This window comes from Ruegeria sp. P8 (assembly GCF_056534665.1).
This window is the reverse complement of record NZ_JBQERC010000002.1, coordinates 167,901-194,510: the sequence shown is the minus strand read 5'-3', so window position 1 is coordinate 194,510 and position 26,610 is coordinate 167,901. Positions and strand designations below refer to the sequence as shown.

Annotated in this window: 30 protein-coding genes and 1 tRNA gene; 13 read left to right on the top strand and 18 right to left on the bottom strand. The window is 56.5% G+C overall.

Going from position 1 to position 26,610, the window contains the following annotated elements; translation table 11 throughout:
- Positions 1-6 precede the first annotated feature (6 nt).
- Together ACR0BZ_RS04370 and ACR0BZ_RS04365 are read right to left on the bottom strand one after the other, a co-directional pair.
- Positions 7-1,041 carry a phosphotransferase family protein gene (locus ACR0BZ_RS04370; protein WP_480919553.1) on the bottom strand — a complete coding sequence of 345 codons (1,035 nt, stop codon included), beginning with the start codon at positions 1,039-1,041 and terminating at the stop codon, positions 7-9.
- A gap of 14 nt (positions 1,042-1,055) precedes the next feature.
- A complete protein-coding gene (locus tag ACR0BZ_RS04365; RefSeq protein WP_480537861.1) occupies positions 1,056-1,874 on the bottom strand; it encodes an SDR family oxidoreductase in 819 nt (272 codons plus the stop codon).
- Positions 1,875-2,025: 151 nt separating this feature from the next.
- Between ACR0BZ_RS04365 and ACR0BZ_RS04360 the strand changes: the two genes are divergently transcribed.
- From ACR0BZ_RS04360 to ACR0BZ_RS04350, 3 genes are all read left to right on the top strand, one after another.
- Complete coding sequence (locus ACR0BZ_RS04360) at positions 2,026-3,027, top strand: NADPH:quinone oxidoreductase family protein (RefSeq protein ID WP_480919552.1); 1,002 nt, start codon at positions 2,026-2,028, stop codon at positions 3,025-3,027.
- Positions 3,028-3,150: 123 nt separating this feature from the next.
- A complete protein-coding gene (aroQ, locus tag ACR0BZ_RS04355; RefSeq protein WP_480480949.1) occupies positions 3,151-3,600 on the top strand; it encodes a type II 3-dehydroquinate dehydratase in 450 nt (149 codons plus the stop codon).
- Entirely contained in the window at positions 3,597-4,352 is a 756-nt protein-coding gene (locus ACR0BZ_RS04350) for an autoinducer binding domain-containing protein (protein WP_480564792.1), read from the top strand. The genes aroQ and ACR0BZ_RS04350 overlap by 4 nt, the downstream gene beginning before the upstream one ends.
- A gap of 354 nt (positions 4,353-4,706) precedes the next feature.
- Here ACR0BZ_RS04350 and tsf read toward each other — a convergent pair whose 3' ends face one another.
- From tsf to ACR0BZ_RS04325, 5 genes are all read right to left on the bottom strand, one after another.
- Positions 4,707-5,582, bottom strand: coding sequence for a translation elongation factor Ts (tsf, locus tag ACR0BZ_RS04345; protein WP_480919551.1), 876 nt, complete (start codon positions 5,580-5,582; stop codon positions 4,707-4,709).
- A gap of 77 nt (positions 5,583-5,659) precedes the next feature.
- Entirely contained in the window at positions 5,660-6,442 is a 783-nt protein-coding gene (rpsB, locus tag ACR0BZ_RS04340) for a 30S ribosomal protein S2 (protein WP_480919550.1), read from the bottom strand.
- A 166-nt stretch (positions 6,443-6,608) separates the two neighbouring features.
- Positions 6,609-7,484, bottom strand: coding sequence for a lyso-ornithine lipid O-acyltransferase (gene olsA / locus ACR0BZ_RS04335; protein WP_480919549.1), 876 nt, complete (start codon positions 7,482-7,484; stop codon positions 6,609-6,611).
- Positions 7,450-8,205, bottom strand: a complete 756-nt coding sequence (olsB, locus tag ACR0BZ_RS04330; protein ID WP_480480957.1) for an L-ornithine N(alpha)-acyltransferase — start codon at positions 8,203-8,205, stop codon at positions 7,450-7,452. Before olsB ends, olsA begins: the two co-directional genes overlap by 35 nt.
- Positions 8,206-8,307: 102 nt before the next feature.
- The gene (locus ACR0BZ_RS04325; protein ID WP_267364751.1) at positions 8,308-8,490 is read right to left on the bottom strand and encodes a DUF3553 domain-containing protein; all 183 of its coding nucleotides are present in this window, start codon (positions 8,488-8,490) and stop codon (positions 8,308-8,310) included.
- 42 nt (positions 8,491-8,532) lie between these two features.
- Here ACR0BZ_RS04325 and ACR0BZ_RS04320 point away from each other — a divergent pair, with 42 nt between their 5' ends.
- Positions 8,533-9,129 (top strand): histidine phosphotransferase family protein, encoded by a 597-nt coding sequence (locus ACR0BZ_RS04320; RefSeq protein WP_480480960.1) that lies wholly within the window; start codon positions 8,533-8,535, stop codon positions 9,127-9,129.
- Here the strand turns inward: ACR0BZ_RS04320 and ACR0BZ_RS04315 are convergent.
- From ACR0BZ_RS04315 to ACR0BZ_RS04275, 9 genes are all read right to left on the bottom strand, one after another.
- Positions 9,126-10,388, bottom strand: coding sequence for a glutamate-5-semialdehyde dehydrogenase (locus ACR0BZ_RS04315; RefSeq protein WP_480919548.1), 1,263 nt, complete (start codon positions 10,386-10,388; stop codon positions 9,126-9,128). The genes ACR0BZ_RS04320 and ACR0BZ_RS04315 overlap by 4 nt on opposite strands.
- 32 nt (positions 10,389-10,420) lie before the next feature.
- Positions 10,421-11,527, bottom strand: coding sequence for a glutamate 5-kinase (gene proB, locus ACR0BZ_RS04310; RefSeq protein ID WP_480869285.1), 1,107 nt, complete (start codon positions 11,525-11,527; stop codon positions 10,421-10,423).
- On the bottom strand, positions 11,515-12,549 hold the full coding sequence (gene obgE / locus ACR0BZ_RS04305) for a GTPase ObgE (RefSeq protein WP_480919547.1): 1,035 nt from the start codon (positions 12,547-12,549) through the stop codon (positions 11,515-11,517). The genes proB and obgE overlap by 13 nt, the downstream gene beginning before the upstream one ends.
- 37 nt (positions 12,550-12,586) lie before the next feature.
- Entirely contained in the window at positions 12,587-13,123 is a 537-nt protein-coding gene (locus ACR0BZ_RS04300) for a GNAT family N-acetyltransferase (protein ID WP_480472732.1), read from the bottom strand.
- Complete coding sequence (locus ACR0BZ_RS04295) at positions 13,120-13,728, bottom strand: LysE family translocator (protein ID WP_480919546.1); 609 nt, start codon at positions 13,726-13,728, stop codon at positions 13,120-13,122. The genes ACR0BZ_RS04300 and ACR0BZ_RS04295 overlap by 4 nt, the downstream gene beginning before the upstream one ends.
- Positions 13,729-13,824: 96 nt before the next feature.
- Positions 13,825-14,094, bottom strand: coding sequence for a 50S ribosomal protein L27 (gene rpmA / locus ACR0BZ_RS04290; protein WP_050602452.1), 270 nt, complete (start codon positions 14,092-14,094; stop codon positions 13,825-13,827).
- A gap of 11 nt (positions 14,095-14,105) precedes the next feature.
- A complete protein-coding gene (locus ACR0BZ_RS04285) occupies positions 14,106-14,717 on the bottom strand; it encodes a 50S ribosomal protein L21 (protein WP_480480969.1) in 612 nt (203 codons plus the stop codon).
- A gap of 219 nt (positions 14,718-14,936) precedes the next feature.
- Positions 14,937-15,740, bottom strand: coding sequence for a DUF2059 domain-containing protein (locus ACR0BZ_RS04280; protein ID WP_480919545.1), 804 nt, complete (start codon positions 15,738-15,740; stop codon positions 14,937-14,939).
- The gene (locus tag ACR0BZ_RS04275; protein ID WP_480919544.1) at positions 15,740-16,582 is read right to left on the bottom strand and encodes a DUF2059 domain-containing protein; all 843 of its coding nucleotides are present in this window, start codon (positions 16,580-16,582) and stop codon (positions 15,740-15,742) included. The genes ACR0BZ_RS04280 and ACR0BZ_RS04275 overlap by 1 nt, the downstream gene beginning before the upstream one ends.
- Before the next feature lie 123 nt (positions 16,583-16,705).
- On the opposite strand from ACR0BZ_RS04275, the gene ACR0BZ_RS04270 reads away from it, so the two are divergent.
- The 9 genes from ACR0BZ_RS04270 to ACR0BZ_RS04230 all read left to right on the top strand — a co-directional run bounded on the left by ACR0BZ_RS04270 (position 16,706) and on the right by ACR0BZ_RS04230 (position 25,498).
- Positions 16,706-16,795 (top strand) — tRNA-Ser (locus tag ACR0BZ_RS04270).
- A 249-nt stretch (positions 16,796-17,044) separates the two neighbouring features.
- Positions 17,045-17,599: a hypothetical protein gene (locus ACR0BZ_RS04265; RefSeq protein ID WP_480919543.1), complete on the top strand. Its 555-nt coding sequence runs from the start codon at positions 17,045-17,047 to the stop codon at positions 17,597-17,599.
- 230 nt (positions 17,600-17,829) lie between these two features.
- Positions 17,830-18,837 (top strand): alcohol dehydrogenase catalytic domain-containing protein, encoded by a 1,008-nt coding sequence (locus ACR0BZ_RS04260; protein ID WP_480919542.1) that lies wholly within the window; start codon positions 17,830-17,832, stop codon positions 18,835-18,837.
- Between the two features lie 75 nt (positions 18,838-18,912).
- Complete coding sequence (locus tag ACR0BZ_RS04255) at positions 18,913-19,788, top strand: branched-chain amino acid ABC transporter permease (protein ID WP_480485668.1); 876 nt, start codon at positions 18,913-18,915, stop codon at positions 19,786-19,788.
- Between the two features lie 3 nt (positions 19,789-19,791).
- Entirely contained in the window at positions 19,792-20,889 is a 1,098-nt protein-coding gene (locus ACR0BZ_RS04250) for a branched-chain amino acid ABC transporter permease (RefSeq protein ID WP_267364860.1), read from the top strand.
- A complete protein-coding gene (locus ACR0BZ_RS04245) occupies positions 20,886-21,650 on the top strand; it encodes an ABC transporter ATP-binding protein (protein WP_480919541.1) in 765 nt (254 codons plus the stop codon). The genes ACR0BZ_RS04250 and ACR0BZ_RS04245 overlap by 4 nt, the downstream gene beginning before the upstream one ends.
- Positions 21,647-22,420: an ABC transporter ATP-binding protein gene (locus ACR0BZ_RS04240; RefSeq protein WP_480919540.1), complete on the top strand. Its 774-nt coding sequence runs from the start codon at positions 21,647-21,649 to the stop codon at positions 22,418-22,420. The genes ACR0BZ_RS04245 and ACR0BZ_RS04240 overlap by 4 nt, the downstream gene beginning before the upstream one ends.
- A gap of 5 nt (positions 22,421-22,425) precedes the next feature.
- Positions 22,426-24,312, top strand: a complete 1,887-nt coding sequence (locus ACR0BZ_RS04235) for an AMP-dependent synthetase/ligase (RefSeq protein WP_480919539.1) — start codon at positions 22,426-22,428, stop codon at positions 24,310-24,312.
- Between the two features lie 25 nt (positions 24,313-24,337).
- Positions 24,338-25,498 carry an ABC transporter substrate-binding protein gene (locus tag ACR0BZ_RS04230; RefSeq protein WP_480919538.1) on the top strand — a complete coding sequence of 387 codons (1,161 nt, stop codon included), beginning with the start codon at positions 24,338-24,340 and terminating at the stop codon, positions 25,496-25,498.
- A 68-nt stretch (positions 25,499-25,566) separates the two neighbouring features.
- Here the strand turns inward: ACR0BZ_RS04230 and rpsI are convergent, their stop codons facing one another.
- Together rpsI and rplM are read right to left on the bottom strand one after the other, a co-directional pair.
- Entirely contained in the window at positions 25,567-26,052 is a 486-nt protein-coding gene (gene rpsI / locus ACR0BZ_RS04225; RefSeq protein ID WP_209503959.1) for a 30S ribosomal protein S9, read from the bottom strand.
- A 6-nt stretch (positions 26,053-26,058) separates the two neighbouring features.
- A complete protein-coding gene (gene rplM / locus ACR0BZ_RS04220; protein WP_209503960.1) occupies positions 26,059-26,517 on the bottom strand; it encodes a 50S ribosomal protein L13 in 459 nt (152 codons plus the stop codon).
- Positions 26,518-26,610 lie beyond the last annotated feature (93 nt).

Here is a 26,610-nt window from a genome sequence, read left to right as displayed (position 1 = left end):
AGGTCGTCACTCTAATGTGGACTCAAGTGCTTTCAGGCCGTGCTGGGCGAATATAGGAACATATGCGCCAAAAGCCTTTGCGCGGTCGGGGTCTGACGCATTCCCATCCAGCGCGCGTTTGTAGACACCCTGTAGGATGCCTGCCATGCGAAAGAAATTGAAGCCGAGATAAAAGCCGAAATTGTCTATGCCATCCAGGCCTCGACGTTTGCAGTATTGGGCAATGAATGCCTCATCGCTGGGCAGGCCCAGGCTGTATCGATCCACACCCGCCAGCCCCCGGCCCTGTTTTCCCGGCGGCAACTGCCATTGCATGATTACTGCGGCCAGATCCGCATAAGGGTGACCGATCGTCGACAGTTCCCAATCCAGCACCCCGATACATTCCGCCCGGTTCGGCGCAAACATCAGGTTGTCGATGCGGTAATCCCCATGCACCAGCGTGCGCTGCCCGTCATCGGCCGGTACCGAGGTCTCGAGCGCTGAAGCCAGCGCATCCATATCCGCAATGGCCGAGGTCTCGGACGCGCGGTATTGCTTGGTCCAGCGCGCGATCTGACGCTCGTAATAGTTGCCAATCGGCCCATAGTCAGACAGGCCAACGGCATCGATATCCACCATGTGCAATTGGGCAAGAACTCTGTTCATTTCGTCAATGATGGCGGCGCGGGTTTCGTTGCTTTCTTTGGGCAGCGTTGGGTCCGGAAACACCCTGCCCTGCAAGCGTTCCATCACATAGAAGGCCGAGCCGATGACGCTGTCGTCTTCACACAGCAGATACATCTTGGGCACCGGAACCTCGCTTCCGGCAAGGGCGCTTTGAACCCGAAATTCGCGATCAACGGCATGTGCCGATTTCAGCAATACGCCGGCGGGCTTTCGGCGCAGTACGTATTCCTTCTCTGGTGTGCGTAACTCAAACGTCGGGTTGGATTGCCCGACATCAAATTTCCTCGCCTCCAATGGCCCGTTGTAGCCGGAAAGATGCGCGCTCAGATACGCATCTACCGCCGCCAGATCCAGATTGGTTTCGGTTTTCATCGGCTGTCTTCCCGTCACAGGGCCTCGGCAAAGATGTTTCCGGCGGTCACCACGTTGATCCCACCCGAAACCGGGATCACTGCGCCTGTCACATAGCTGCCGCCGCGACCGCACAGGAACAACATACAGCCTGCAATATCCTCGTCCCGTCCGACGCGACCCAGAGGTACAGACTTGCCAACCCGTTCTCTGATATCCTCATCGGCTGTCGCAAAGGCAGTCATGCGCGACACAAACGGCCCCGGAGCGAGTGCGTTAACCGTAATGTGGTGCGGCGAAAGTTCCTTGGCCAAGACCTTGGTCAGGTGCAAAACAGCAGCCTTTGAGGCCGAATAGCTGTAGGCCCCATCGCCCATTGGGACTTCACCCATGACTGACCCCACATTGACAATGCGCGCCGGGTCTTCGGCGGTGCCTGATTTCATTAGCATTGGCAAAAGCCGCTGGGTCAGTTCGAATATCCCTGTCACGTTGACAGACATGACCTTTTCCCAAGCATCGTAGGGAAACTGCCCCATGGGAGCACCCCAGGACACCCCCGAATTGTTCATCAAGATGTCTAGTTTGTCCGTACGCGCCTGAATGTCAGAGACCAGCTTGCCTATACCGGCTGCGCTGCCAATGTCACCGGCAAAGCCTTCGGCGCTGCCCGGCGCGTCCAGCGCGTTCAGTTCTGCGGCGACCGTGGCACAGGCGTCTCCTTTTCTTGAGGCAATGAGCACGCGCGCGCCCGCACGAACCAGCGCCTCGGCTGCCATGCGGCCAATACCTGTCGCCCCACCTGTTACCAAAGCGGTTTTGCCGTGAAGCGAAAAGAGGGTGTCGGGGGTCATTTTGTGCTCCTCAGTTTCTTTGTCACCAGTTCATTGTGATACAAATTGCGTTCCTCTTGCCGTCGCGGCAGGCGTTGGACCGTAGCGTTGACAAAAAACCATGCTGCACCAAAACTTCCTCGACACAAAGTACAGGCAGATCAGAGGCGGTATGCAAGCATTACTCAGCGTCGCACCGGGCGGTCCCGAAACCCTGGAGCTTACGACCCTACCAGATCCGCAGCCGGGCAAAGGCCAACTTTTGATCGGTGTGAAAGCAGCGGGCGTGAATTTTCCGGACACGTTGATTATCCGCGATCTGTACCAGATGAAGCCGCCACGGCCCTTTGCTCCGGGCGGTGAAATTGCGGGTGAAGTTCTGGCTGTGGGCGAAGGCGTCAATGGATTTAAGCCAGGCGACCGTGTTTTGGCCCTAACCGGGCATGGTGGGTTTTCGACCCATGTCACACTCAAGGCGGACACTGCAATCCGAATTCCTGATGCGATGCCCTATGAAGATGCCGCCTGTTTCATTTTCACCTACGGCACGTCCTACCACGCGTTGAAGGATCGGGCGGAGATTCAACCCGGTGAAACCCTGTTGGTACTGGGTGCCGCCGGAGGTGTGGGGTCAGCCGCCATTGAACTGGGCAAAGCCATGGGTGCCAGGGTGATCGCAGCCGTTTCATCACCTGAAAAGGCCGAATTCTGTAGCCAGATCGGTGCCGATGACGTGGTGATTTACCCGCGCGACATGGACAAGGATGCGCAAAAAGCCTTCTCAGCCGAAGTTAAGAAACTTGCCGGTCTTGACGGCGTAGACATCGTCTACGACGCTGTTGGCGGTACGCTGGCCGAACCGTCCCTGCGCAGCATGGCCTGGAAAGGTCGTTACCTTGTCGTCGGTTTTCCAGCGGGCATTCCGCGGATTCCCTTGAATTTGGCCCTTTTGAAAGGATGTCAGATCGTTGGTGTGTTTTGGGGCGCGTCAGTTTTCCGCGACCCAATCGGCCATGCTGACAACGTCAAGAACCTGTTCGATCTTTACACAGCCGGCAAAATCAAACCGCGAATTAGCGCGCGGTTCCCGCTTGCCCGCGCGCACGAGGCGCTTGAACAATTGTCACAACGTTCCGTTCTGGGAAAAATCGTTGTCACCATGGCGGAAAGTTGAAGCCCTGAACAAAATAGCGACCCGCTTCGCACACCGGTTTTTCGACTGTACTCGATCCGGCAAAGGCAGGTAGACAACCCAACCTTTAGGCGTCTATGTACCATTAATGGGGATCGTGAAGACATGCACAACGTTTTGGTATTGAATGGCCCAAACCTCAACCTGCTTGGCACACGGCAGCCCGAGGTTTACGGCAGCACCACTCTGAAGATGATCGAGGAGGAGTGCCAGCGCCATGGCGCGTCCATTGGCCTTGAAGTCTCGCATCTGCAATCCAACCATGAGGGTGTGTTAATTGATGCGATCCACGGCGCACGCGGTGTGCAGGATGGCCTTGTGATCAATGCGGGGGCGTTCACACACACGTCGGTTGCGTTGATGGATGCCATCGCGTCAGTTGAACTGCCGGTTGTCGAAGTTCACCTATCCAACATCCATGCAAGGGAAGCATTCCGTCACAAGTCCTATATCGCGCCTGTTGCTCTGGGTCAGATCTGTGGCTTTGGTGCCCAAAGCTATGTTCTTGCTCTGGACGCGCTGGCCGCACATTTGAAAGCAGGTGGCACGGCATGACCCTCAGGGATTATCTGCGGTTTGTCAGCTATGCCAAGACCCTGGAAGACCTGTGGGATGCGCATTGCCGACAGATGGCGGAATTCGGGTTCGATCGTCTTATCTACGGCCACACGCAATACAGGACGGCAACCTCACTGGGTGATCCAGAGGACTTTGTCATTCTGACTAACCATAACCGTGCCTATGTGGATGGCTTCATCAAGGACGGTTTGTATTTTCACGCCCCCATGTTGAAATGGGCGCTGGACAATGAAGGTGCCGCCAGCTGGAAAATGTTGCTGGACATGCACTCTCGCGGGTCGATGACCGATAAAGAGCGTGAGGTTTTCGAGTTCAACAAGTCCATGGGCGTCGTTTCTGGTTACACCATCAGCTTCAACTCGGTCTCTGTGCGCTCGAAAGGGGCGATTTCCCTATCCGCCAAGGAAGGGATGAGCCAGGAAGACATTGACGCGATCTGGCAAGAGCATGGCGAAGACATTCTTTTGATGAACAACGTTGCGCATCTGAAGATCCTGACATTGCCTTTCAACCCACCGAACCGGGCCCTGACAAAGCGTCAGCGCGAGGCGTTGCAATGGGTTGGTGACGGCAAAACCACGCAGGACATAGCCTTGCTGATGGGCCTGACAGCGGCAACTGTCGAAAAGCATCTTCGACTCGCCCGTGAGGCGTTGTCGGTTGAAACGACGGCTCAGGCTGTTTTGAAGGCATCTTTGCATAATCAGATGTTCATTATGGAAGTTTAGGAGTGTTTTTATGACGCCATCCCGCGTCAGTTTACCCTAGGTAAGGAAATCACTACTTTTCAAATCAAACCTAAAAGTTGCAAAGTGAGAGTGTTCCGTGAGTGGTGGCTTTAGCCAGGGAACATTCGGTTGGATCTTTGCGATTTCAAAGCTCTCCAATCACTCTGACAAGGGGGCGCCTATTCGTCCGCGTACCTGTGTCGGAATTTTGGGGGGCCTCGACCATCCCCATCATGCGGGGCCCTCCAATCCTTCACTTCTTTGCCAATTCTCTGATGTGCCACCAACAAAAAAGGGCTACGCGACGCGTAACCCTTTCACTTTGTTCAGCAAGGCCCCTGTCGGAGCCTTTCTTTAGCCCTGAGCGGCTTTTGCGACTTCGGCAGCGAAGTCTTCTTTTTCCACAACGATGCCTTCGCCGACTTCCAGGCGAACAAAGCCGGTGATGGTTGCGCCGGCTTCTTTTGCAGCGGCTTCAACGGTCAGATCAGGGTTCACAACGAATTGCTGGCTCAGCAATGTCGATTCGGCGACGAATTTCTTCATGCGACCATCGATCATCTTTTCGATCACCTGCTCCGGCTTGCCGGATTCGCGGGCGATGTCCATCTGAACCTGCTTTTCTTTCTCGACAATTGCCGGGTCCATGTCGGCCTCAGACAGGGCGGCCGGGTTCACAGCGGCGATGTGCATCGCAACCTGCTTGCCGATAGCTTCATCACCACCCGACAGTGCAACCAGCACACCGATTTTGCCCATGCCGTTGGTCGCAGCGTTGTGCACATAAGACACAACTGTTTCACCCGACAGTTTGGCCATGCGGCGCACCGACATGTTTTCGCCAATGGTGGCGATCTTGTCGGTCAGCGTGTCGGCAACGCTTTTTCCGCCCAGATCAGCGGTCAGTAGTGCTTCGATGTTGTCCACACCTTCAGCAGCGTTTGCAATCTTGCTGACCATTTCCTGGAACTCAGCGTTTTTCGCAACGAAATCGGTTTCCGAGTTCACTTCGACAGCAACACCGTTGCTACCGTTGACGTGAACAGCAACCAGACCTTCTGCTGCGGTACGGCCTGATTTCTTGGCCGCTTTGGCCAGGCCTTTGGTACGCAGCCAGTCAACGGCGTCGTCCATGTTGCCGCCGGTTTCGGTCAGCGCTTTTTTTGCGTCCATCATGCCTGCGCCGGTCGAGTCGCGCAGTTCTTTAACCATTGCTGCTGTGATTGCCATCTTTTGGCTCTCCTCAATTCAAACGGAATTGGGGCAGGTCATACCCTGCCCCATATGTCATTTACGTGACGGGCAGCTTACGCTTCGGCAGGGGCTTCTGCGGCTTCTTCCGCAAGAGCTTCTTCAACCGGAGCTTCTTCGAATGCGCCCAGATCTACGCCTGCTGCGCCCATCTGCGCGGTCATACCGTCCAGAGCGGCGCGTGCGGCCAGATCGCAGTACAGAGCGATTGCGCGAGCTGCGTCGTCGTTGCCGGGAATGATGTAGTCAACGCCATCGGGCGAGCAGTTGGTGTCGACAACAGCCACAACCGGGATACCCAGTTTGTTGGCTTCTGCGATGGCCAGTGCTTCTTTCTTGACGTCGATGACGAACAGCAGGTCCGGAACGCCGCCCATTTCGCGGATACCACCCAGCGACGCCTGAAGTTTGCCCTGGTCACGTTCCATGCCCAGACGCTCTTTCTTGGTCAGGCCTTCTGCGCCCGATTCCATGGCTTCGTCGATCTGGTTCAGACGGTTGATAGACTGGGAAACGGTTTTCCAGTTGGTCAGCGTGCCGCCCAGCCAGCGGTGGTTCATATAGTACTGAGCCGACTTTTCGGCCGCTTCAGCGATCGGGCCAGCGGCCTGGCGCTTGGTACCAACGAACAGAATGCGGCCACCTTTTGCGACGGTGTCACGAACAGCCTGCAGAGCATGATCCAGCATCGGAACGGTCTGGGTCAGGTCCATGATGTGGATACCATTGCGCGAGCCGTAGATGAACGGGCCCATGCGGGGGTTCCAACGCTGTGTCTGGTGACCAAAGTGAACGCCAGCTTCCAGCAGCTGACGCATGGTGAACTCGGGAAGAGCCATGCAATTTTCCTTTTCCGGTTTACGCCTGGGCGGGGGTGAAAGAAGCGGACGCTCCAACCGGCGGTCTTGATGAGGATGTCTCCCTCAAAAAGGCCAAACCCCGCCTGCGGGTTTGAATGGCGCGCGTATAAGGCAGGTTTGCGCGCTACGCAAGGGCCAATCGCCCCTATTTTTCAAGCTGCGCCAATGCGTGCGCATGCCTGACGGCGTCTTCACAATGGGCGGCCAGAGCCTTTCGGTTTTCAAAGTCGCTGACCCGCGCTGGCGCATGATAGATTAGTTCAACCGTTCCTTGCCGACGTGCGCCAAGGGTCTTCAGCAAATGTGGCCCGAACTCCATATCCCCCCACCAGCCATAAAAGCGTTTTGGCTGGCCTATGGGCGCGTGAAACACCACAGAAACGGGTTGGATATACATGAAATCACGCAACTCATCTGCAAAGAACGCGGCGAAAAGCGTTGTTTTGAAAGGTAAAATGCGAAGCCCGTCGGTTGAGGTGCCTTCGGGGAAAAACAACAGTTTGTGACCCACTTTCAGGCGGGTTTCAAACAGCTTGGTTTGTTCCTTGGCTTTCTTGCGATCCCGTTCGATAAACAGTGTCCCGGTCGCACGGGCCAGCCAGCCGATACCGGGCCATTTGGCAACTTCTGCCTTGGAGACAAAATAGATCCGCTTGCGCGCGTTCAGAGCAAAGATATCCAGCCAGGACGTGTGGTTTGCCACCACCGCCCCCCTCTCTTTCATCAGCGCGCCTGATGTGCGGAACCCGATGCCAAGAATTCGAAACGCGTTGCGGCAGACAAACTGTGTGATGAACGGCGTCACAGGTCGCCGGACGCCGAAAATCGGATACTCGATCAGGCGAACGGCCAGAAGGATGATCAGGCCACCAAAGACAAGGGCCGCCAGCGGGACTCCGCGCAGAATGACCAGAACCCATCCGGTAACGCCCAGCTCGATCGGATCGGGCGCGTCTTCACTATTCCAGAGCGGGTCGTTCACAGCGTCACGCCCCGCCATAAATTCGACGCTGCCGTTCATTCATGCGCGTCGTGTCGAGGATCAGGCACACATCCGTTGTGTTGAAGGTGTGGTCGATAAAGGCGCCCTCGCCCACGAAACCACCCAAGCGAAGGTAGGCTTTGATCAATGCTGGCACCTGAACCATGGCGGCGCGGCGGTCCAAAGCCTCTGGTTTCACAAGGTCCATCGACTGAAAAACATCGGGCTGCGCCCGTACGCGCAACTCTGGCGGAGCCAGATGGTTGTGGTGAAGCATCGACAAGGGCTGCGCCAATGTGGCCACGTCTGTTCCGTGAAAACTCGCAACGCCGAACAGCACCTCAATGTCACGTTCCGCTACATAAGCGGCCAAACCGTTCCACAGGTGGTACATTGCCGTACCCCCACGGTAGTCGGGGTGTAGGCACGACCGTCCCAACTCCAGCAGTTTGCGCCCACTGTTCTTGAGAACGGTCAGGTCATATTCATCTTCGGAATAGAATTGTCCCAGTTCCGCAGCACGTTCGCCCGGTAACATCCTGTAGACGCCAATAATTTCGCCGGTGTGATCATCATAGGCCAACATATGATCGAAATACGGGTCGAAACGGTCTTTCTCGAGGCCAGCATCGTGATCAACCATCTCTCCGCCGCCCCCCAACTCACGCACGAAGACGTCATAGCGCAGGCGTTGAGCTGCTTGCAGGTCGGCTTCGGTCTCGGCCAGTTTTACGGTGAAAGAAGGGCCAGTATCCGGCATATGGGGTGATCCGTGTTCTTTTGGCTGCTGATACCGCAGTTTTTCAGCCAAAGGCAACAAGCCCCGCTTCGGTCAGCGTTGTTAACCTTTCCTAAACCACTTTCACAGATCAAAGACCGGCATCAGGGCGATGCGCGTTCCGTCGATCACCACTTTTCCCTGCTCGCGAAAGTTCACGGTGATCTTGCCTGCAATGTTGGACTGAACCTGTCCGACGCCCCATTCGGGAAAATCCGGGTGGCGGACAAACATGCCCGGTGCAAGTATAGCATTCATGTCTGTCATAGGGGCCTCCGGGACGTGCGGCAGATACAGTCGGAGGTACGCATGGGCGAGAGCAACGTCAACCTGGCCGAATTGATCGGTTCGCGGATTTGCCATGATCTAATCAGCCCGATCGGCGCGATCACCAACGGGCTTGAGCTGTTGGATATGGTGGGCGCCGTACAGGGCCCCGAGATGGAACTGATCTCGGGCAGTGTCGGAAGCGCCGGGGCACGTATTCGCTTTTTCCGCGTTGCCTTTGGTTCGGCCAGTGATCAGCCGCTTGGTCGGACCGAAGTAACCGAACTGCTGAAAGATATCGAGCGTGCCGGGCGGATACGGGTCAACTGGAACCTGACCGGGCCAGTGCCGCGTAATCAGGTCAAACTGGCCTTTCTGGCGCTTATGTGCTGCGAAAGTGCTATGCCGCTGGGCGGCGCGGTCGAGATCGTCAATCAAGGTAACAATTGGATAGTGACCGGGGTTGCAGACCGGTTGAATGTCGATAGTGATCTTTGGAAGAACGTCGTGACAGGTCGGTTTCCCACCAAGATCACGCCCGCGCACGTTCAGTTCGCGTTGCTGCCTGAAACGGCAGCTGCGATGGGTCGGCGGATTGCCGTTGAAACCTCGGCAACCCGCGTGTCACTTCGGTTTTAAGCCCGGATCGTTCCGTTCCCGCGCACGAGATATTTGAAACTGGTCAATTGCGCCGCCCCAACCGGCCCGCGCGCGTGCATCTTGCCCGTCGCGATTCCGATTTCTGCCCCCATGCCAAACTCGCCACCATCCGCAAACTGAGTCGAGGCATTGTGCATAAGGATTGCGCTGTCCAGACGCTCAAAGAAACGGGCCGCTGCTGCGTCATCCTCGGTCATGATGCAATCGGTGTGGTTCGAGCCGTATAGCTGAATATGAGCAATCGCGGCATCAATATCGGCAACGGGCTTCGCCGCGATCACGCTGTCGAGGAACTCTTTTCCCCAGTCTTCCGCCGTAGCAGCAACTGTACCCTCCCCAGCGAGAACACCGTCGGCGTGAACCTCGACGCCTGACTGGACCAGTGCCGCAACCACGTCACGCCCCAGTGTGTCGGCGATATCCTGATGAACCAGCAAGCATTCAGCGGCTCCGCAAATACCAGTGCGGCGGGTCTTGGCATTCAGCACAACTTCCAGCGTTTTATGCGGATCAGCAGCCTTGTCGATGTAAATGTGCACGATGCCTTCGAGATGAGCAAAGACCGGCACACGGGCCTCTCGTTGTACAAGGCCCACCAGTCCCTTGCCTCCGCGTGGAACGATGACGTCGACATAGTCGGTCAATGTCAGCAACTCCTGCGCCGCGGCGCGGTCGCGTGTGGGCACAAGTTGAATGGCGTCTTCGGGCAGGTTCGCGGCCTTCAGCCCTTCGACCAGACAGGCATGGATCGCGGTTGAGGAATGAAAGCTTTCGGATCCGCCACGCAGGATTACCGCATTGCCCGATTTCAGGCACAGCGCCCCGGCATCCGCAGTCACGTTGGGTCGGCTTTCATAGATCACGCCGATAACCCCCAACGGTGTCCGGACGCGCTGGATGTTAAGGCCCGTGGGCATATTCCATTCAGACAGAACCTCACCCACCGGATCGGCCTGATCCGCGACGGTTCTCAGCCCGTCCACCATGCCCTGAACACGCGCCTCATCCAGCATCAGGCGATCCATCATTGCGGGGCTCAGTCCCTTGTCGCGGCCGAATTCCAGATCTTTTTGATTGGCTTCGATGATCCGTGCCCGATTGGCCCAAACCGCGTCGGCGGCTGCAATCAGCGCCGCGTGCTTTCGTTCAGCTGTTGCGAAAGCCAGTTCACGCGAAGCGGCTTTGGCACGTTTCCCAAGATCTTCCATCAGAGCAGGAATGCTGTCGAAGTCTTTCATATCGCGTGCCTTTCAGATCATCTTATTGAAGGTTAAAGGGCCAGATCGTCCCGGTGGATGAGGGCTGCGCGACCGGGATAGCCCAGCGTCGCTTCAATCTCAGAAGACTTACGCCCCTTGATCGCATCGGCTTCCTGCGCCGTATACCGGCTGATCCCCTGAGCCAGACGGCGGGATTCCAGATCAAGGACGGCGACAGGATCGCCACGGCCGAAATCTCCGGTCACTTCCACAATCCCGGCAGGGAGCAGGCTTTTGCCATTGGCCAGTGCCTTGGCCGCCCCCTCGTCCACGGTAATCTCACCCCGAGGTTTCATCGCCGAAATCCAGCGTTTGCGGGCAGCGTGTGGATCCAATGTCGCGGTAAACCATGTGGAATTGGCACCGTTTTCGAGCGTTTTCAGAGGGTTCAGAACCGACCCTTCAGTAATTGCCATGGCGCAACCACCAGCGGTTGCCATCTTGGCCGCCAACAGCTTTGTCTTCATCCCGCCTTTGGACAAGCCCGATCCCGCATCACCAGCCATGGCTTCAATCTCGGGTGTGATCCTGTCGATTGTTTCAAAGCGCGTCGCCGAAGAATCTTCTTTTGGATTACCGGAATAGAAACCATCCACATCCGACAGCAGAATCAGTTGGTCGGCGCCTACTGTTACGGCGATTTGCGCGGCAAGGCGGTCATTGTCGCCATACCGGATTTCGTCCGTTGCGACCGTGTCGTTTTCATTGACGATCGGAACGACGCCCAACCCAAGCAGAGTTTCCAAGGTTGCGCGTGAGTTCAGATACCTGCGGCGATCTTCGCTGTCTTCAAGCGTCACCAGAACCTGCGCCGTGGTGATCCCATGGGGTGCCAACGCTTCTTCATAAGCGCGTGCAAGCCGGATTTGCCCAACCGCAGCAGCAGCCTGTGACTGTTCCAAGGGCAGTGCCGCCATCGGCAGGCCCAGAACGCCGCGACCCAGTGCAATCGAACCGGACGAAACAAGGATCACATCTTTCCCCTGCCCCTTGAGCCAGGAAACATCTTGCGCCAACGACAGCAGCCAGTCAGACCGCAGCAGGCCAGTGTCGCGATCAACCAGCAAAGCCGACCCGATTTTTACCACCAGACGGCGTGCCGAGGTCAGGGTTGCCAAGGCTGTGCCTCCTCAGCGGGTTTCTGACGCACACGGTTGTCGTCAATCTGGCTGCGCAGCGCCCGCAGAACTTCGGTTACACCCAGATGCGCCACACCGGACATCGTCATGACGGGGCCGCCCACGGCCTCCTCAAGCTCTGCGACGACAAGGGCACGTTCTTCGTCATCCAGCGCGTCGATCTTGTTCAGAACAGTGATCCTGGGCTTTTCAGCCAGCTCGCCGCCATAGGCTTCCAACTCGTGAATGATCGTGCGGTAATCATCGGCGACCGTCGCAGAGGTGCCGTCGACCAGATGCAACAACACGGCACAGCGTTCCACGTGACCCAGAAAACGGTCACCAATGCCACGGCCTTCATGAGCACCTTCGATCAGGCCCGGGATATCGGCCACAACAAATTCGACGTTGTCCACGCCGACAACGCCAAGATTGGGGTGCAGCGTGGTAAACGGATAGTCGGCAATCTTGGGCCGCGCATTCGACGTGGCCGCCAGAAAGGTCGACTTGCCTGCATTCGGCATACCCAAAAGACCCACATCGGCGATCAGCTTGAGCCGCAGCCAGATTGTGCGGTCAATCCCCGCCTGCCCCGAATTGGCGCGGCGCGGGGCCTGATTGGTGGCGGACTTGAAATGCAGGTTGCCAAAGCCGCCATTTCCGCCCTTGGCCAGCAGAACGCGTTGCCCGACTTCGGTCAGGTCGCAGATGACGGTTTCTTCGTCTTCGTCCAGGATTTCAGTGCCAACCGGAACACGCAGAACGATATCGTCCCCATCCTTGCCAGTGCGTTGCTGCCCCCGGCCCGGTTGCCCGTTTTTGGCGAAGAAGTGTTGCTGATAGCGGAAGTCGATCAGGGTGTTCAGCCCATCCACAACTTCGGCCCAGACAGACCCGCCTTTGCCGCCGTCCCCGCCATCGGGGCCGCCGTATTCGATAAACTTTTCGCGTCTGAAGCTGACGCAGCCGCTACCGCCGGCCCCGGACCGGATGTAGACCTTTGCGAGATCGAGAAATTTCATGTGTGTCCCCTACTGCAAAGGCCCCATCGGCCACAAGTCAGAGTTTTTTACTGTATGTCCAGGTGGGCACATTCGCATCGCGCGCCACCGAATAGCTTTCCGCATCGCCCAGATACTGGAACCCGCAATGGGTCAGGACCCGGGCCGAGGCCGGATTGTCCTGAAACACACTGGCAAACATCGTCGCGTTTTCCAGCGGGTTGGCGTTAACAAGCGCTTCCACAGCCATCGAGGCAATGCCCGTGTTCCAATAGATCGGCGCGACCCAATAGCCGACTTCAGACTGATTCCGATCGAGCCGTTTCAGCGAAATCACACCGATCAGTTCCGGGCCACCGTCCTTGGTGGCATCCATGACCCAGACGTCCTCGTCCCGGTTGTCAGCCATCGAACGGGTTACAAAGGCTTCGATCGAACCGGGGGCCAGTGGATGTGCAATACTGGTGGTCATCCGCGCCACGCGCTCATCACCTGCATAATGCTCGATAAGGCCCATATCTGACCGGCGCAGGGGGCGCAGATCGAACCGCTCGGTTTCAATGACCGGCTGATTTATTATTGTCTCAAGCTTCATTGGTGTGTTCCTCCTCCGAACAACACGAATAGTACGGACGCGACCGTAAGACCCGCCAACGTCCACATCAGATATTTTTCCGCCGGGCGACCTTCAACCGCATGCGCGATTCTATCCCCCGCAAAAGTCCAGATCGGGTGCAAAACAATCTGGCAGATCAACAAACTAAGAGCGATCGTGAGCGTTGCGTCAAAGCTGGACGTCCCCGCCGCGACAAAGCCCGTAAAACCTGCAACAATCATGGCCCAGGCTTTTGGGTTCAGCGGATGCACGATCAACCCCGCCCAGAATCCCGGAACATCACCAACCGCAGTTTCGCGCGACAGTCGCAAATTCGCGATCTTCCACGCCAGCCAGCAAATATATGCAGCCGAAGCATATTTCAGCGCCGCAAAGGCCGTCGGAACCTGTTCCGCCAGTTCCAGCAGACCAAAGCCCACGGGCCAGATAATCAGCTGCTTACCAAGCACGACACCGGCCACAAAAGGTAATGCGGCACGAAACCCATAGCGCGCACCCGTTCCCAGCAGGACCATGTTGGCCGGCCCCGGCGTACCGACCTGAGAGGCGGCAAAGATCAGGAAACTGGTGGTTGCGACTGTCATCGGTTCTTTCGATCACGACTGCGTTAAAACGAGAAAGGGGACCGGCACTTTGTGCCGGTCCCCCATGAATTTTTCTTAAACCTTCTGGGTCTCGGCTTACTCTGCGGCCTCCGCCACTGGCAGGACCGAAATAAAGGTGCGGTTTTTAAGTCCCTTGTGGAACTTCACGGCGCCATCGACAGTTGCAAAGATGGTGTGATCTTTGCCAATGCCTACGCCTTCGCCCGGCCAGAACTTGGTGCCGCGCTGACGCACGATGATGTTGCCTGCGATAGCGGCCTGGCCACCATACAGTTTTACGCCAAGGCGACGACCAGCTGAGTCGCGACCGTTACGGGAGGAACCGCCAGCTTTTTTATGTGCCATTCTCTCTCTCCTTAGCCTTTAGCCAATTCTTTGGCTTGCTCAACCCATTCGGGTTTCACTTTGACCGTTTCGATAGCAGCAATCTGCTCATCCGACAAGGCGGCCAGAGCGGCAAAGCTCTCGATACCGGCCTCAACCAGCTTCTTGGCGGCGGCAGGGCCGACACCGTTCAGTTGGGTCAGATCGTCAGCAGCGGCAGCAGCGGGTGCTTCTGCCTTGGCTTCGGCTTTCTTGGCAGGCTTTGCAGCGGGTGCCGCCTCGCCAGCCGGAGCGGAACCGGTTGCAGCTTTGATGCCGGATTTGTCGGCGCCCGACGCCAGAATGTCGGTGATTTTGACCAGTGTCAGTTTCTGACGGTGGCCAACGGTACGCTTCGAGCTGTGCTTACGACGGCGTTTGACGAACTTGATGACCTTGTCACCTTTGATCTGTTCGATCACTTCGGCCTGAACGCCTGCGCCTGCAACGAAAGGTGCGCCAACGACCGGAGCGTCACCGCCCAGCATCAGAACATCGTTGAATTGAACTTTTTCACCTGCGTCGGCAGCCAGTTTTTCAACGCGGAGGATATCGCCCGCCTGAACCTTGTACTGCTTGCCGCCAGTCTTGAGGACCGCAAACATGCGTCTTTCCTTTTCTAACCCGCGTTCTGTGGTCCCCGGTTGGGTGTTTTGGCCCCAAGAAACTTGAAAGCCACCTCGAACAGCGCGCCCTTTTCGGGCTGTGTGAATGGCCCCTGACAACGTCATGAGGGCCAAATAATAACGATACCCGGCGCGGAAAACCGGCCGGGATGCGCGCTTATCCATAGATTACAGGTAAAAGTCAACACCAAAGCGGCGTCAAAGATCGGACGCCCTCAGCGCCTGTGCAACCGCCTGCCCCAGGCGATAGGAAATATCATTGAACATGCGATCAAAGCCGTCAAACACGGCGTCATTCAGGGCCTGTCCCGTCTCGGTTCTGGAAAACGCGATATTTTCGCGCATCTGCGCCTCGTCCAACGGGCGGTAGGCCATAAGAAGAAACGAATAAAGCCACTCCTCAGTGTCCTCGGCCCGGCTTTCTTTCTGCAACAAAAGCTCTGCCAGCAGTTCCTGATCATCGGTCCGCGCTTCAACATCAAGTCCCTGAAAGAAGCTGTAGTCAGACGTCAATGCCCCCTGAACATTCTTTTCGATCAGGTCATTTGCCTCGATATATTCCTTGACCAAAGCAAACTGAGCGGTGCTGCGTTCTGCGGATTTGTAGGCTTCTCGGGCCATGTCTTCGATTGCCTGATCCGACATGGCGCGCCGGGCCGAGTTTTCCAGTGTTACGATGGTCTGGCCAAGATCGCTTTCAAAAAACAAGATGGCCTGATCAAGCTGAACATCGGACATACCTTCTTTGAAGGCGTCCGTCAGATGTTCCCGCATCCAAAGGGGATCGTAGATACGATTGACCTGCGACTCGAAAAAAGCGCCACCCTTGTTATCCAAAAAAGTATCGTCAAGAGTCTCGCGATGGCCCTGCCCCTCGTGAACAAGGATTTCCATCACCTGTGTCAGGCGCATGGCTTTCGCCAGTCGGTCGACTTTTCCATCGGCATACAGCGGCAGTGCCCAACACAGGGCGACCACAAATGCCAGAATAGCGCGCTGCATCAAATGTCCTGTGCCGGGTGCAACTCGGCCATCCGTGCGGCCAGAACCTCGAACCTCATGGCCATGATCTCATATTGGATGGCGTTCAACAGCTCGTAAACTTCCTGCATCAGCGGCTGTTCCAGCGCGTCAACATATGTATCGACATCAGCGTCGGAAAAATCCTGATAGGTGTAAGCAGCGCCCGCCAGATTGGACAATTGCAGTGACTGACGCATTGCCGGTTCATTTTGCTTCATCAATTCACGCAGTTCATCCCCGTCCAGCTGTAGCTCGATGACTCCCGATGCGCTGGCCGCCAGCAGGAAGCGCACCTGAATTTCCTGCAAGGCACGCAACGCCGTACCTGTGGAATCGATCGCCGTGTTCATGCGTTTAAAACTTTCGACCCGTTTCGACCCGTTCTTGATCAGATCAGAAATGATCCTTTGGCCTGCCAATTGCTTGACGTCATCGTCCTCTTGCATGTGTGAGGCATTTTCGGCCACGACCAGACGTTGACCAAGGTCAGACGTGTAAAACTCGACAGCGTGTGCCAGGGCCTCGTCACTTAGGGTCTGTTCCAGAATGGAAACTGCGGTGTCGTGCATTGCACCGACTTCAAAAACCTCGTCCGTCAAACGGGTCCAGTCCGAGCCGAAACCCTCTGGGTCAACACCCAACATCTGCGGCGCGGACCGTGAGCTCAGGGCGATGCTTTCAAGAGCTACGTCAAAACCGGTCGTCGTCAGAAAAGCCTCAATCCGATCCCGGTTCGCCGCAGAAAGCTCCAAAGGAACCAGAACAAGCGCCAGAAACGGGGCGAGAAACCAAAAGGCGATGCGGTGTGCAAACTGTGTCATACCTTTCAGAGTAGGTGTTTTGCGCCGGCAGGCAACGGAAAATCCCGGCAATCACGATTTCCGGAATTTTCTGCTTGCGCCCCCGTTCGTTCCTGACTAAATCCCCCCCTCACAGACCCCCGCGGAGAGGTGCCGGAGTGGTCGAACGGGGCGGTCTCGAAAACCGTTGTGGGTGCAAGCCCACCCAGGGTTCGAATCCCTGTCTCTCCGCCACATTCCCAATATCGAAGGCTGTCAGAAAACGTCTTCCGGTCTGATTTGGGTTCTCAACAAAATTACAAGTGGTTCGCTGTCAGAAAATGTAGTGGCCTGGGTCACCCGGCGTGTTCTTGCCGTGAAATCTGGTGCAATCAGCGTAGCACGGCCCAAACCTGTATTCTGCTGAGAATTCACAGGAATTCCCCTTTGTATCTCCGCTACATTTAACGCATCCCAGCGACACATTTTCCAAAGGAGACACACATGTCGCGTATTCTTATCCTGATCATCATCGCCGCTGTCGGTGTTGGTGGTTACTACTATCTCAACCAGTCCGAACAAACCCCGGCTGAACAAGTGCAATCCGCAACGCAGGAGGCGGGCGATGCAGTGGCTGATGCCGCGTCAACTGCTCAGGAAGCTGCGACTGACGCGCTTGAAGACGCAACAGAACAGGCCAGCGAGGCAGCTTCATCCTTGACCGAACAGGCGCAGGAAGCCGCATCGTCGGTTGCCGATCAAGCCAGTGAGGCAGCTTCGTCTGTTGCGGAACAAGCATCCGAGGCAGCACAGCAAGCCGGTGATCAGGTGGCGGCGCTGGCGGGTCAGGGACAGGAATTGCTGAGCTCCTGGATTCAGGAAGGCAAGCTGGACCCCACCAATTTCGACTATGAAGGTATCATGAGCTCGATTCAGGACAGCACATTGGCCACGGATCTGAAAGAACAGGCGATCAAGATTGTAAATGACATTAAAGAGTCGCCTGAAACCATCGCCTTGAAGATTCAGGAACTGACCGCGCTGTTGACGCAGCAGTAACAAAGAAGGGGCCGGTTGCCAGTTTCCGGCCCCTACCCCGCACGCCAATTTTCCAGTCGTGCCCTTACGTTATCGTTTCTCTGAATTGACCCAGTGTTCGGCTTTTGATTGGCTGCCCCGACAACACATCCTCACCCCGAGGTCGCCCGTTGGCAATCTCCTGTTTAAGGGGGTGTGCACATTGAACAAGCCATCTTGAGGACGATCCCATGACTGACCTGCCCCAAACAATGAAAGCTGCCATCCTGAAACACGGCGGGTACTCGGCCACTTCGACCGGACCAGTCATCGAGAATGCGGCTGATTGGCTTGAACCCGCGGAACTGCCCGTTCCCAATCCCGGCCCCGGTCAGGTTTTGATCCGCCTGCGCGCGTCGTCGGTCAATCCGTCCGACCTCCACTTCATTAAGGGTGAATACGGCCAGCCGCGCGTCAAAGGTGCCGCGGCCGGCTTCGAAGGCTGTGGCGACGTCGTTGCAACCGGAAAAGGTGCCGAGGCGCTGAAGGGACAGCGCGTCGCTTTCGTGGCCGCAGGTTCCGGCGCCTGGGCGGAATACATCGTGACGCAGATGCAAATGTGTATTCCCTTGCGTCCGGATATTTCAGATGATGACGGCGCCGCGCAAATCGTCAACCCTCTCACCGCGATGGCGATGGTGGACATGGCAAGGGAAGACGGCGATGCATTTGTGATATCCGCTGCGTCCAGCCAATTGGGAAAACTGATGTGCAGCCTCGGGCGTGATCTGGGGTTGAAACCCATCGCGCTGGTGCGCCGGGCCGAGACAGTCGACACGCTGAAAAGTCTTGGAGCTGCCGAAGTGCTTGTGACGTCCGATCCTGAAATCGTCGAGAAGTTTGCCGCGATAAGCGCCACGCTGAAACCTCGGGTCTTCCTTGATGCGTTGACGGATCAACTGTCCGAGAAACTGTTCTGCACCATGCCCAACCGGGCGCGCTGGGTCAGCTACGGCAAACTTTCGACCGAAGCGCCAACGCTTTCTCAGACCGGCCAGCTGATCTTCATGGGCAAACGGATCGAAGGTTTCTGGCTGACGCAATGGATGATGTCGACACCGCCCGCTGACCAAATGCGGGTTGTGGCCGAAGTTCAGGCCCGCTTTGCCGATGGACGCTGGAAAACGGATGTTTCCGAACACCTTACTCTCGAAAATCTTGTGTCGAATCTTGCCGATGCGCTGAAAAAGAGTGACGGAAAGGTGATTATCACCCCATAGTAGAACTCACCTGCGTTACCGGAGGATACACGCGGGCGGACGAAGACGCTGGAAAACCGGTGGAGGGAGGACAGTGTGGATAACGCGCAGCTGCTGATTAGCGGGCTGGCGAACGGGTGTGTCTACGGCCTGATCGCGCTTGGCTTTGTACTGATCTACAAGGCTACCGAAGCGGTGAACTTTGCGCAGGGCGATTTCATGATGCTGGGCGCATTTGTGACCATCGGCCTGACAAATACCGAATACATGGGGTTGCCGTTCTGGCTCGCTCTGCCTGTTTCATTGGGAATAATGGGCGCGCTCGGTTTTCTTCTGGATCGCCTGATCATTCGCCGCTTGTTCGGTGAAAGCCAGACCGCCGTTGTCATACTGACCATTGCTTTGGGCTTTGTGATCCGTTTCGTTGCCGGTCTGATCTGGGGGCACGAGCCGCAAACGCTGCAAAACCCGCTTGCGGGCAAAGAAGTGCGTATGGGCGGTCTTGTGCTGGGGATGGAGGATGTCGCGATAATCGTTGTTACGGTGCTGCTGACATGGGCACTCTATGTTTTCTTCAGCCGCACCAAGCTGGGTCTGGCGATGCAGGGTGCCTCGCAAAACCAGCTGGCAGCTTATTACATGGGCATTCCCGTCAGGCGTGTTCAGGGATGGGTCTGGGCTTTGGCCGGAGGCGTTGCAGGAATTGCCGGAATTCTCTTTGCTGCAAAAGGCGCTGTGGATCCGACAACCGGACTGCTGGGCATCAAGGCGTTTGCCGCCGCCGTTATCGGCGGATTCGGCAGTTTGCCGGGTGCATTGGCCGGAGGGCTGATTGTCGGCATTATCGAACCCTTCGCCAGCCGGTACATTGCGGCAGGTTACAGCCAGGTCGCGCCATACGCTTTGCTGCTTGCCGTCCTGATCTTCCGACCAAACGGGCTGTTCAGTCAGGTCCGGGTCAAGAAGGTCTGAGCCATGCGGATCGTTTTCAAAACCGACTACATGCAGGATATCCGCCCCTGGAAAGACGGGTTCCAGCTGCGCCTTTATCTGCTTCTACTGTTTGTCGTCGCGGCCGCGCCTTTCGCACTGGACGATTTCTATCTGGGTGAACTGACAAACGTTCTGATCTGGGCCATCGCCGGTCTGGGTCTGATGATCCTGACCGGACATACAGGGCAAGTCAGCCTGGGCCATGCGGCCTTTCTGGCCTTTGGCTGTTACGCCAACGTGGCCCTGATTGAGGCAGGCGTTCCTTTTCTAGTCGCGTTTCCGCTGGCCGGAATTCTGACCGGGATCGCGGGTGTGACCGTCGCAGTCCCTGCGCTGCGGCTTCACGGTATCTACCTGGCGATCTTTACCATGGCGCTGTCCATCCTGATGGATGACATCATCGTTCTGTCCGAGCCGATCACTGGTGGTGTCGCTGGTAAATATATCGGCGGGGTCGAGATCTTTGGCCTTACGGTTGACCGCTGGGGGACGCCTGATCTTTTTTACTGGCTGGTTCTGTTCGTCACCGTTCTGGTCACGTTGGGATATATAAACCTGCTGCGGGCCCCATTGGGTCGCAGCTTCATCGCCGTGCGCGACTCCGAGGTTTCGGCGCAGGCGATGGGTATAGATATCGCGCGAACAAAGATGATTTCATTCGCCCTGTCCTGTGCGGTTACAGGTTGGGCCGGCGCGTTGATGGGTCTGTTTGCTGGTGCGTTTAACAATGAAACCTTCAGCGTCCTGATCTCGATCCAATTGCTGATGATGATCGTTATCGGCGGGCTGGGCTCGATCCACGGCGCGTTTCTGGGCGCGATTGTCATCGGTTTTTTGCCGCAGTTTCTATCGATTTCAAAGGAATATGTCGGCGCGATCATCGGCGGAAACACCGTTGCCATTCCGGGGCTGGAGTTCGGCATCTTTGGCATGATCCTGATCGGCTTCATCCTTTTCGAACCCATGGGCATCTATGGCCGCTGGCTGAAAATCCGCACCTGGTTCGAACTGTTTCCCTTCTATCGCAAGGACATGTTCAAACGGCAGAAATCCTATCTCAAGACGGAGCGTCTGAGATGAGCTTGCTTGAATTTGAAAACGTTACCCTGAAATTTGGTGGCCTGACGGCCGTGGACAATTTGTCCTTCGAAGTTCAGCAGGGCGAAGTCTTTGCCATAGTCGGGCCGAATGGCGCGGGCAAATCGACGGTCTTCAACCTGATCTCGCGCTTTTACGAACCGTTTTCAGGGTCGATCCGGTTTGATGGTCACGATCTGCTTCGGGTCAAACCGTCAGGCGTGGCGGCCTTTGGTGTGGCGCGGACCTTCCAGAACATCGAGCTCTTCGAACACGCAACTGTCCTGCAAAACCTTTTGGTTGGACGGCATCGGCACCGCAAGACGAACCTGATTTCGGAACTTTTGTTCACCCCTTCAGTCCGACGGCAAGAGCTGGAGAACCGGGAAAAAGTTGAACAGATCATCGATTTCCTCGACCTGCAGGCCTATCGCGACAAGATGATTTCAGGGCTGCCTTACGGCGTGCGCAAAGTGGTCGAAGTGGCACGTGCCTTGGCGACTGATCCCAAGCTACTGTTGCTGGATGAACCGGCGTCGGGGCTGTCGGTGGAAGAGACGACCGATATGCGCTGGTGGATCGACGATATCCGGCGGCAAATGGGAATTACCGTGCTGATGGTCGAACACGACATGGGATTGGTATCAGGCGTGTCCGACCGGGTCCTGGCCATGGCAGATGGGGCAAAGCTGGCCCTCGGGCCACCTGCAGACGTGCAATCGCATCCGGCCGTGATCGAGGCATATCTGGGGAAAGCCTCATGAACGCTCCGATCTTGCAAGTTCGCAATATCGAAAGTTTCTACGGTCCGATCATGGCCATTCGGGGCGTTTCTCTGGATGTGCACGAAGGAAAAATCGTGTCGATCCTTGGCGCAAACGGCGCAGGCAAAACCACTTTGATGAAAACCATATCTGGAGTGATGGACCCGGAAAAGGGAACGATTACCTTTGACGGCGGTGACATCCAGGGCTGGGAGCCGCACAAGGTTGTCCAGCGCGGGGTGGTCCACATCCCGGAAGGGCGCGAAGTGTTTCCTCTGTTAACGGTTGATGAAAACCTAAGCCTCGGCGCCTACACCCGCAAAGACAAAGACCAGATCGAACAGGATCGTGAGCTGGTTTTTCGTTATTTTCCGGTTCTGAAAAGCCGTCGGTCGCAAGAGGCCGGAACCCTTTCGGGTGGGCAGCAACAGATGCTGGCCATAGGGCGCGGATTGATGGCCAGACCTCGTATCATGTTGCTGGATGAGCCGTCTTTGGGCCTGTCCCCTCTGCTGGTGCAAGAGATCTTTGGCATTCTCAAACGTCTGAACGAAGAAAAGAATATGACGATGTTGCTGGTTGAACAGAATGCCAACGCGGCGCTGGAACTGGCGCATCACGGCTATGTCATGGAGGTCGGTCGCATCGTCATGGACGGGGCCGCCGACGCGCTTTCGCGATCCGAGGATATCCAAAGCTTCTATCTTGGAAAACAAGAAGAAGGCGCGCGCGAAAGCCGCCGCTGGAAGCGGAAAAAGACGTGGAGGTAAAACGGATGGACGCCACGCCCCTACCCCCACAGGTCGTGATAAACGGCGTTCAGCTCAACGCAACGGCAGGTCAGCGCCCGGTGCGAGTTGATGGCTGCATCACCATTGCTGAGTTGTTCCAAAGCCGATGTGCCGAACTGGGCAGCCGAACGGCGCATCGCGAAAAAGACCTTGGTATCTGGAAATCCTATTCCTGGGCCGATTACTGGCAGCATGCCAAATGGATCGGGCTGGCCTTGCGCAAGCTGGGACTGGAACGTGGCGATGTGGTCTCTATCCTGTCCGAAGATCGCAAGGAATGGGCCTGGCTCGACATGGGTATTCAGGGCGTTGGCGGTATCGCGTCCGGCGTCTACACCACGGATTCCGCCAGTCAGTTGCAGTATCTGATCAACGACAGCGGCAGCCGGTTTCTGATTGTCGAGGACGAAGAACATCTGGACAAGTTTCTGGGAATTGAGACCGAGGTTCCCGATCTGATCAAGGTAATCATCCTTGAGGACGAAGGATTGCATGACCTGAACCATCCGCGCTGCATGATGATCGACGAGCTGTTCGCCTTGGGCCAAAAGGCAGAACTGGCCGAGCCCGGGCGCTTCGAAGCGGAAATTGCATTGGCCAAACCGCAGGACACTGCCTTGCTGGTCTATACGTCGGGCACAACCGGTCAGCCGAAAGGCGCGATGCTTAGCCATGAAAACATTCTGGCCGCCATCGAATCCGCTGCAAGGGCGCTGCCAGCACTGCCCGGCGATGAACAGCTGTGTTTCCTTCCCCTGTGTCACATTCTGGAACGTAATGTCTCGGTCTATTTTCCTTTGGCGGCCCGCTGCACTGTCAATTTTGCCGAAAGCCCTGAAACTGTTTTTGCAAACCTTCAGGAGGTTTCGCCGACAACCTTCACAGCGGTGCCAAGGGTTTGGGAAAAGATCTACTCACATGTCCAGATCCTAACACAGGAAGCCACGCCTTTGGGGCGGCTGGCATTCGGTTTGGCATTGAAAGCTGGTGCGCGCCGTGCCGGATATCTGAGCGCAGGCCAACCAGTTCCATCCGGCGTCGCCACCAGATTCTGGTTCTGGGATCAGCTGGTTTTGAAAAACCTGCGCCGGATGCTGGGTCTGGACAAACTGCGACGAGGCGGAACAGGTGCCGCCCCAATCTCGACTGATCTGCTGAAATGGTACTGGTCCATCGGCGTGCCGTTGGTGGAAGGGTTCGGGATGACCGAAACTTCGGGCCTTGCCACGCTCAACACCACAGACAGCAATAAGATCGGAACCATAGGCAAAGCCGTCGAAGGCTGCGACATCCGTATCTCGGGCGATGGCGAAATCCAACTGAAGGGCCTGAACATTTTTCAGGGATATTGGCGCAACAACGCGAAAACCGCAGAAACCTTTACCGCCGACGGCTGGCTGCGTACCGGTGATATGGGGTCAATAGATAAGGATGGCTATGTCACCATTACCGGCCGCCTTAAGGATATCATCATCACCGCAGGTGGTAAGAACATCACCCCAGCCGAGATCGAAAGCCGCCTTAAGTTCAGTCACTATGTCGCTGACGCAATCCTCATCGGGGACAGGCGTAAATTTCTGACGGCACTGATCATGATTGATCAGGAAAATGTCGAAAAATACGCGCAGGGCCATAAAATCCCCTTCTCGAATTTCGCCTCGCTATGCGCAGCACCGGAAATCAGGCAGTTGATCAGTTCAGAAATTGCCGCTGTGAATGCAGAGTTTGCCCGGGTCGAGCAGATCAAGGATTTCCGTCTGATTGACGTCCTGCTGACCGCTGAAGACGACGAGCTTACAGCCACGATGAAGCTGAAGCGCGGATTGGTGGAAAAGAAACACGGGCATCTGATCGAAGACATGTACACTTGACCAAAAGATTAACGGGAGGAAAGAGATGAAGAAATTACGCAACAGTCTGGCGGCTGCATCATTGCTGACAGCATCGGCAACACTTGGTTGGGCGCAAACACAGGGCGTGACCAATGATGAGATTGTCATTGGTTCTGTCAACGACCTGAGCGGGATTTTCGCCGCGGTTGGTGTTCCGGCAACCAAAGGTGCAAATGTTGTCTTTGATCGGGTGAATGCGGCTGGTGGCGTACACGGGCGCAAAATTCGTTACGTGGTCGAAGACAATGGCTATCAGATGCCGCGAGCCATGCAGGGCTATAACAAACTGCTGAATCGCGACAAGGTATTTGCCATGTTGCAGTCGCTTGGAACGCCGATGAACATGGCAGGTTTCAAGCTGTTGGATCCCAAGGGCATTCCCAACGTGGCGCCTCTTACTGCTGCGCGTCAGATGTTGCAGGAACCCATGCGGAACAAGTTCACCTCTTTCTCGACCTATTTCGATCAGGCGCGTGTCGGTGTGAACTATCTGGCAGGCGAGTTTGGATCAAAGACGGTCTGCACCATGTACCTGCCGACAGATTTTGGTGAGGAAATTCTAGAAGGCAGCAAGGCCGGAGCCGAAGAGGCCGGGATCACTTTTGGATCAGAAACCACCCATAAACCGGATGAGACGGACTTTGTCGGATCGCTGAGCAAGCTCAAGGAAGAGGGTTGCGAAATCGTCACCATGGCGCTTGGGGTGCGGCAGGCGATCACCGTCGTGGGCACCGCTAAGAAAATGGGCCTGACTGATATGAAATTTCTCGGCACCTCGGCCAGTTTCCTGACGGTCGTGGCGCAGGTGCCCGGTGGCGTGACTGATGGATTCTACGCGGCAGCTTCGTGGCAGGATCTTTGGGCGCGTGCGGATCAACCTGCCCCGGCCGCATTTATCGAGGAATACAAGGCAGCCACGGGCGAAGATCCGGTCGGATTTGCCATGCTGGGTTATTCGGCGGCTGAGATGATGGTCAAGGCGTTAGAAGCCGCAGGCCCCGATCTGACGCAGGACAGTTTCATCGCAGCGATGGAAACTCTGGATTATCAGGATGATCTGGTCGGCAATCACATCACCTATGGTCCTGAAGACCATCAGGGCGCGGATACTGTGTTCGTCAACGTTGTTGAAAACGGTGCGTGGAAACTCGTTCACGAAGAATGAATCCCTGACCCGCGCAAAGCAAAAGGGCTCGCAAGTGCGAGCCCTTTCTTTTGGGTATTCCCGGCGAATTAACGCTTCGAGAACTGGAACGAACGGCGGGCTTTGCGCTTACCGAATTTCTTACGTTCCACAACGCGGCTGTCGCGGGTCAGGAAGCCAGCGGCTTTCAGGGCACCACGCAGGTTCGGATCATAGAGTTGCAGCGCTTTCGAGATGCCGTGCTTGACCGCACCGGCCTGACCGGTCAGGCCACCGCCTTTGACGGTTGCAACAACGTCGAATTCACCTTCTACGCCGGCAACCTGGAACGGCTGGCGCAGGATCAGCTGCAGAACGGGGCGTGCAAAATAGACGTCCTGATCTTTGCCGTTCACGGTGACCTTGCCGGAACCCGGCTTGATCCAGACGCGGGCAACAGCGTCTTTACGCTTGCCGGTGGCATAGGAACGGCCCAGCTCGTCACGTACGGGTTCACGCACGATGACTTCTTCGGCCACGGTTTCAACGCCTGCGACGGCGCTCAGCTCTTCGAGAGTATTGATCTGATCAACCATCGGTCATTAGCTCCGGGTGTTTTTCTTGTTCATGGACTTGACATCCAGAACTTCGGGGGCCTGGGCCTCGTGCGGGTGCTCGGCACCGGCATAGATACGCAGGTTGGTCATCTGCTGGCGCGACAGGCGGTTGCCTGGCAGCATGCGCTTGACGGCCTGGAAGACCACGCGCTCGGGGTGCGCACCTTCCAAAATCTGCTGTTTGGTGCGCGACTTGATGCCGCCCGGGTGGCCAGTGTGCCAGTAGAAGTTTTCTTCGCGCTTCTTGCCGGTCATCTGGATTTTGTCAGCGTTGATCACGATGACGTTGTCGCCCATGTCCATGTTCGGGGTGAACGACGCTTTGTGCTTGCCACGCAGGCGCATGGCGACGATCGAAGCAAGACGGCCCAGAACAACGCCTTCGGCGTCGATCAGGATCCACTTCTTGTCGATGTCTGCAGGTGTTGCAGAAAAGGTTTTCATGGCAGGATAGTCCTGTTTGATGTGAAAGACCGCCCCAGCGGAGCGGCCCGAATTCGATGGACGGGTTTTATGAGGTGCCTGCACGCAGGTCAA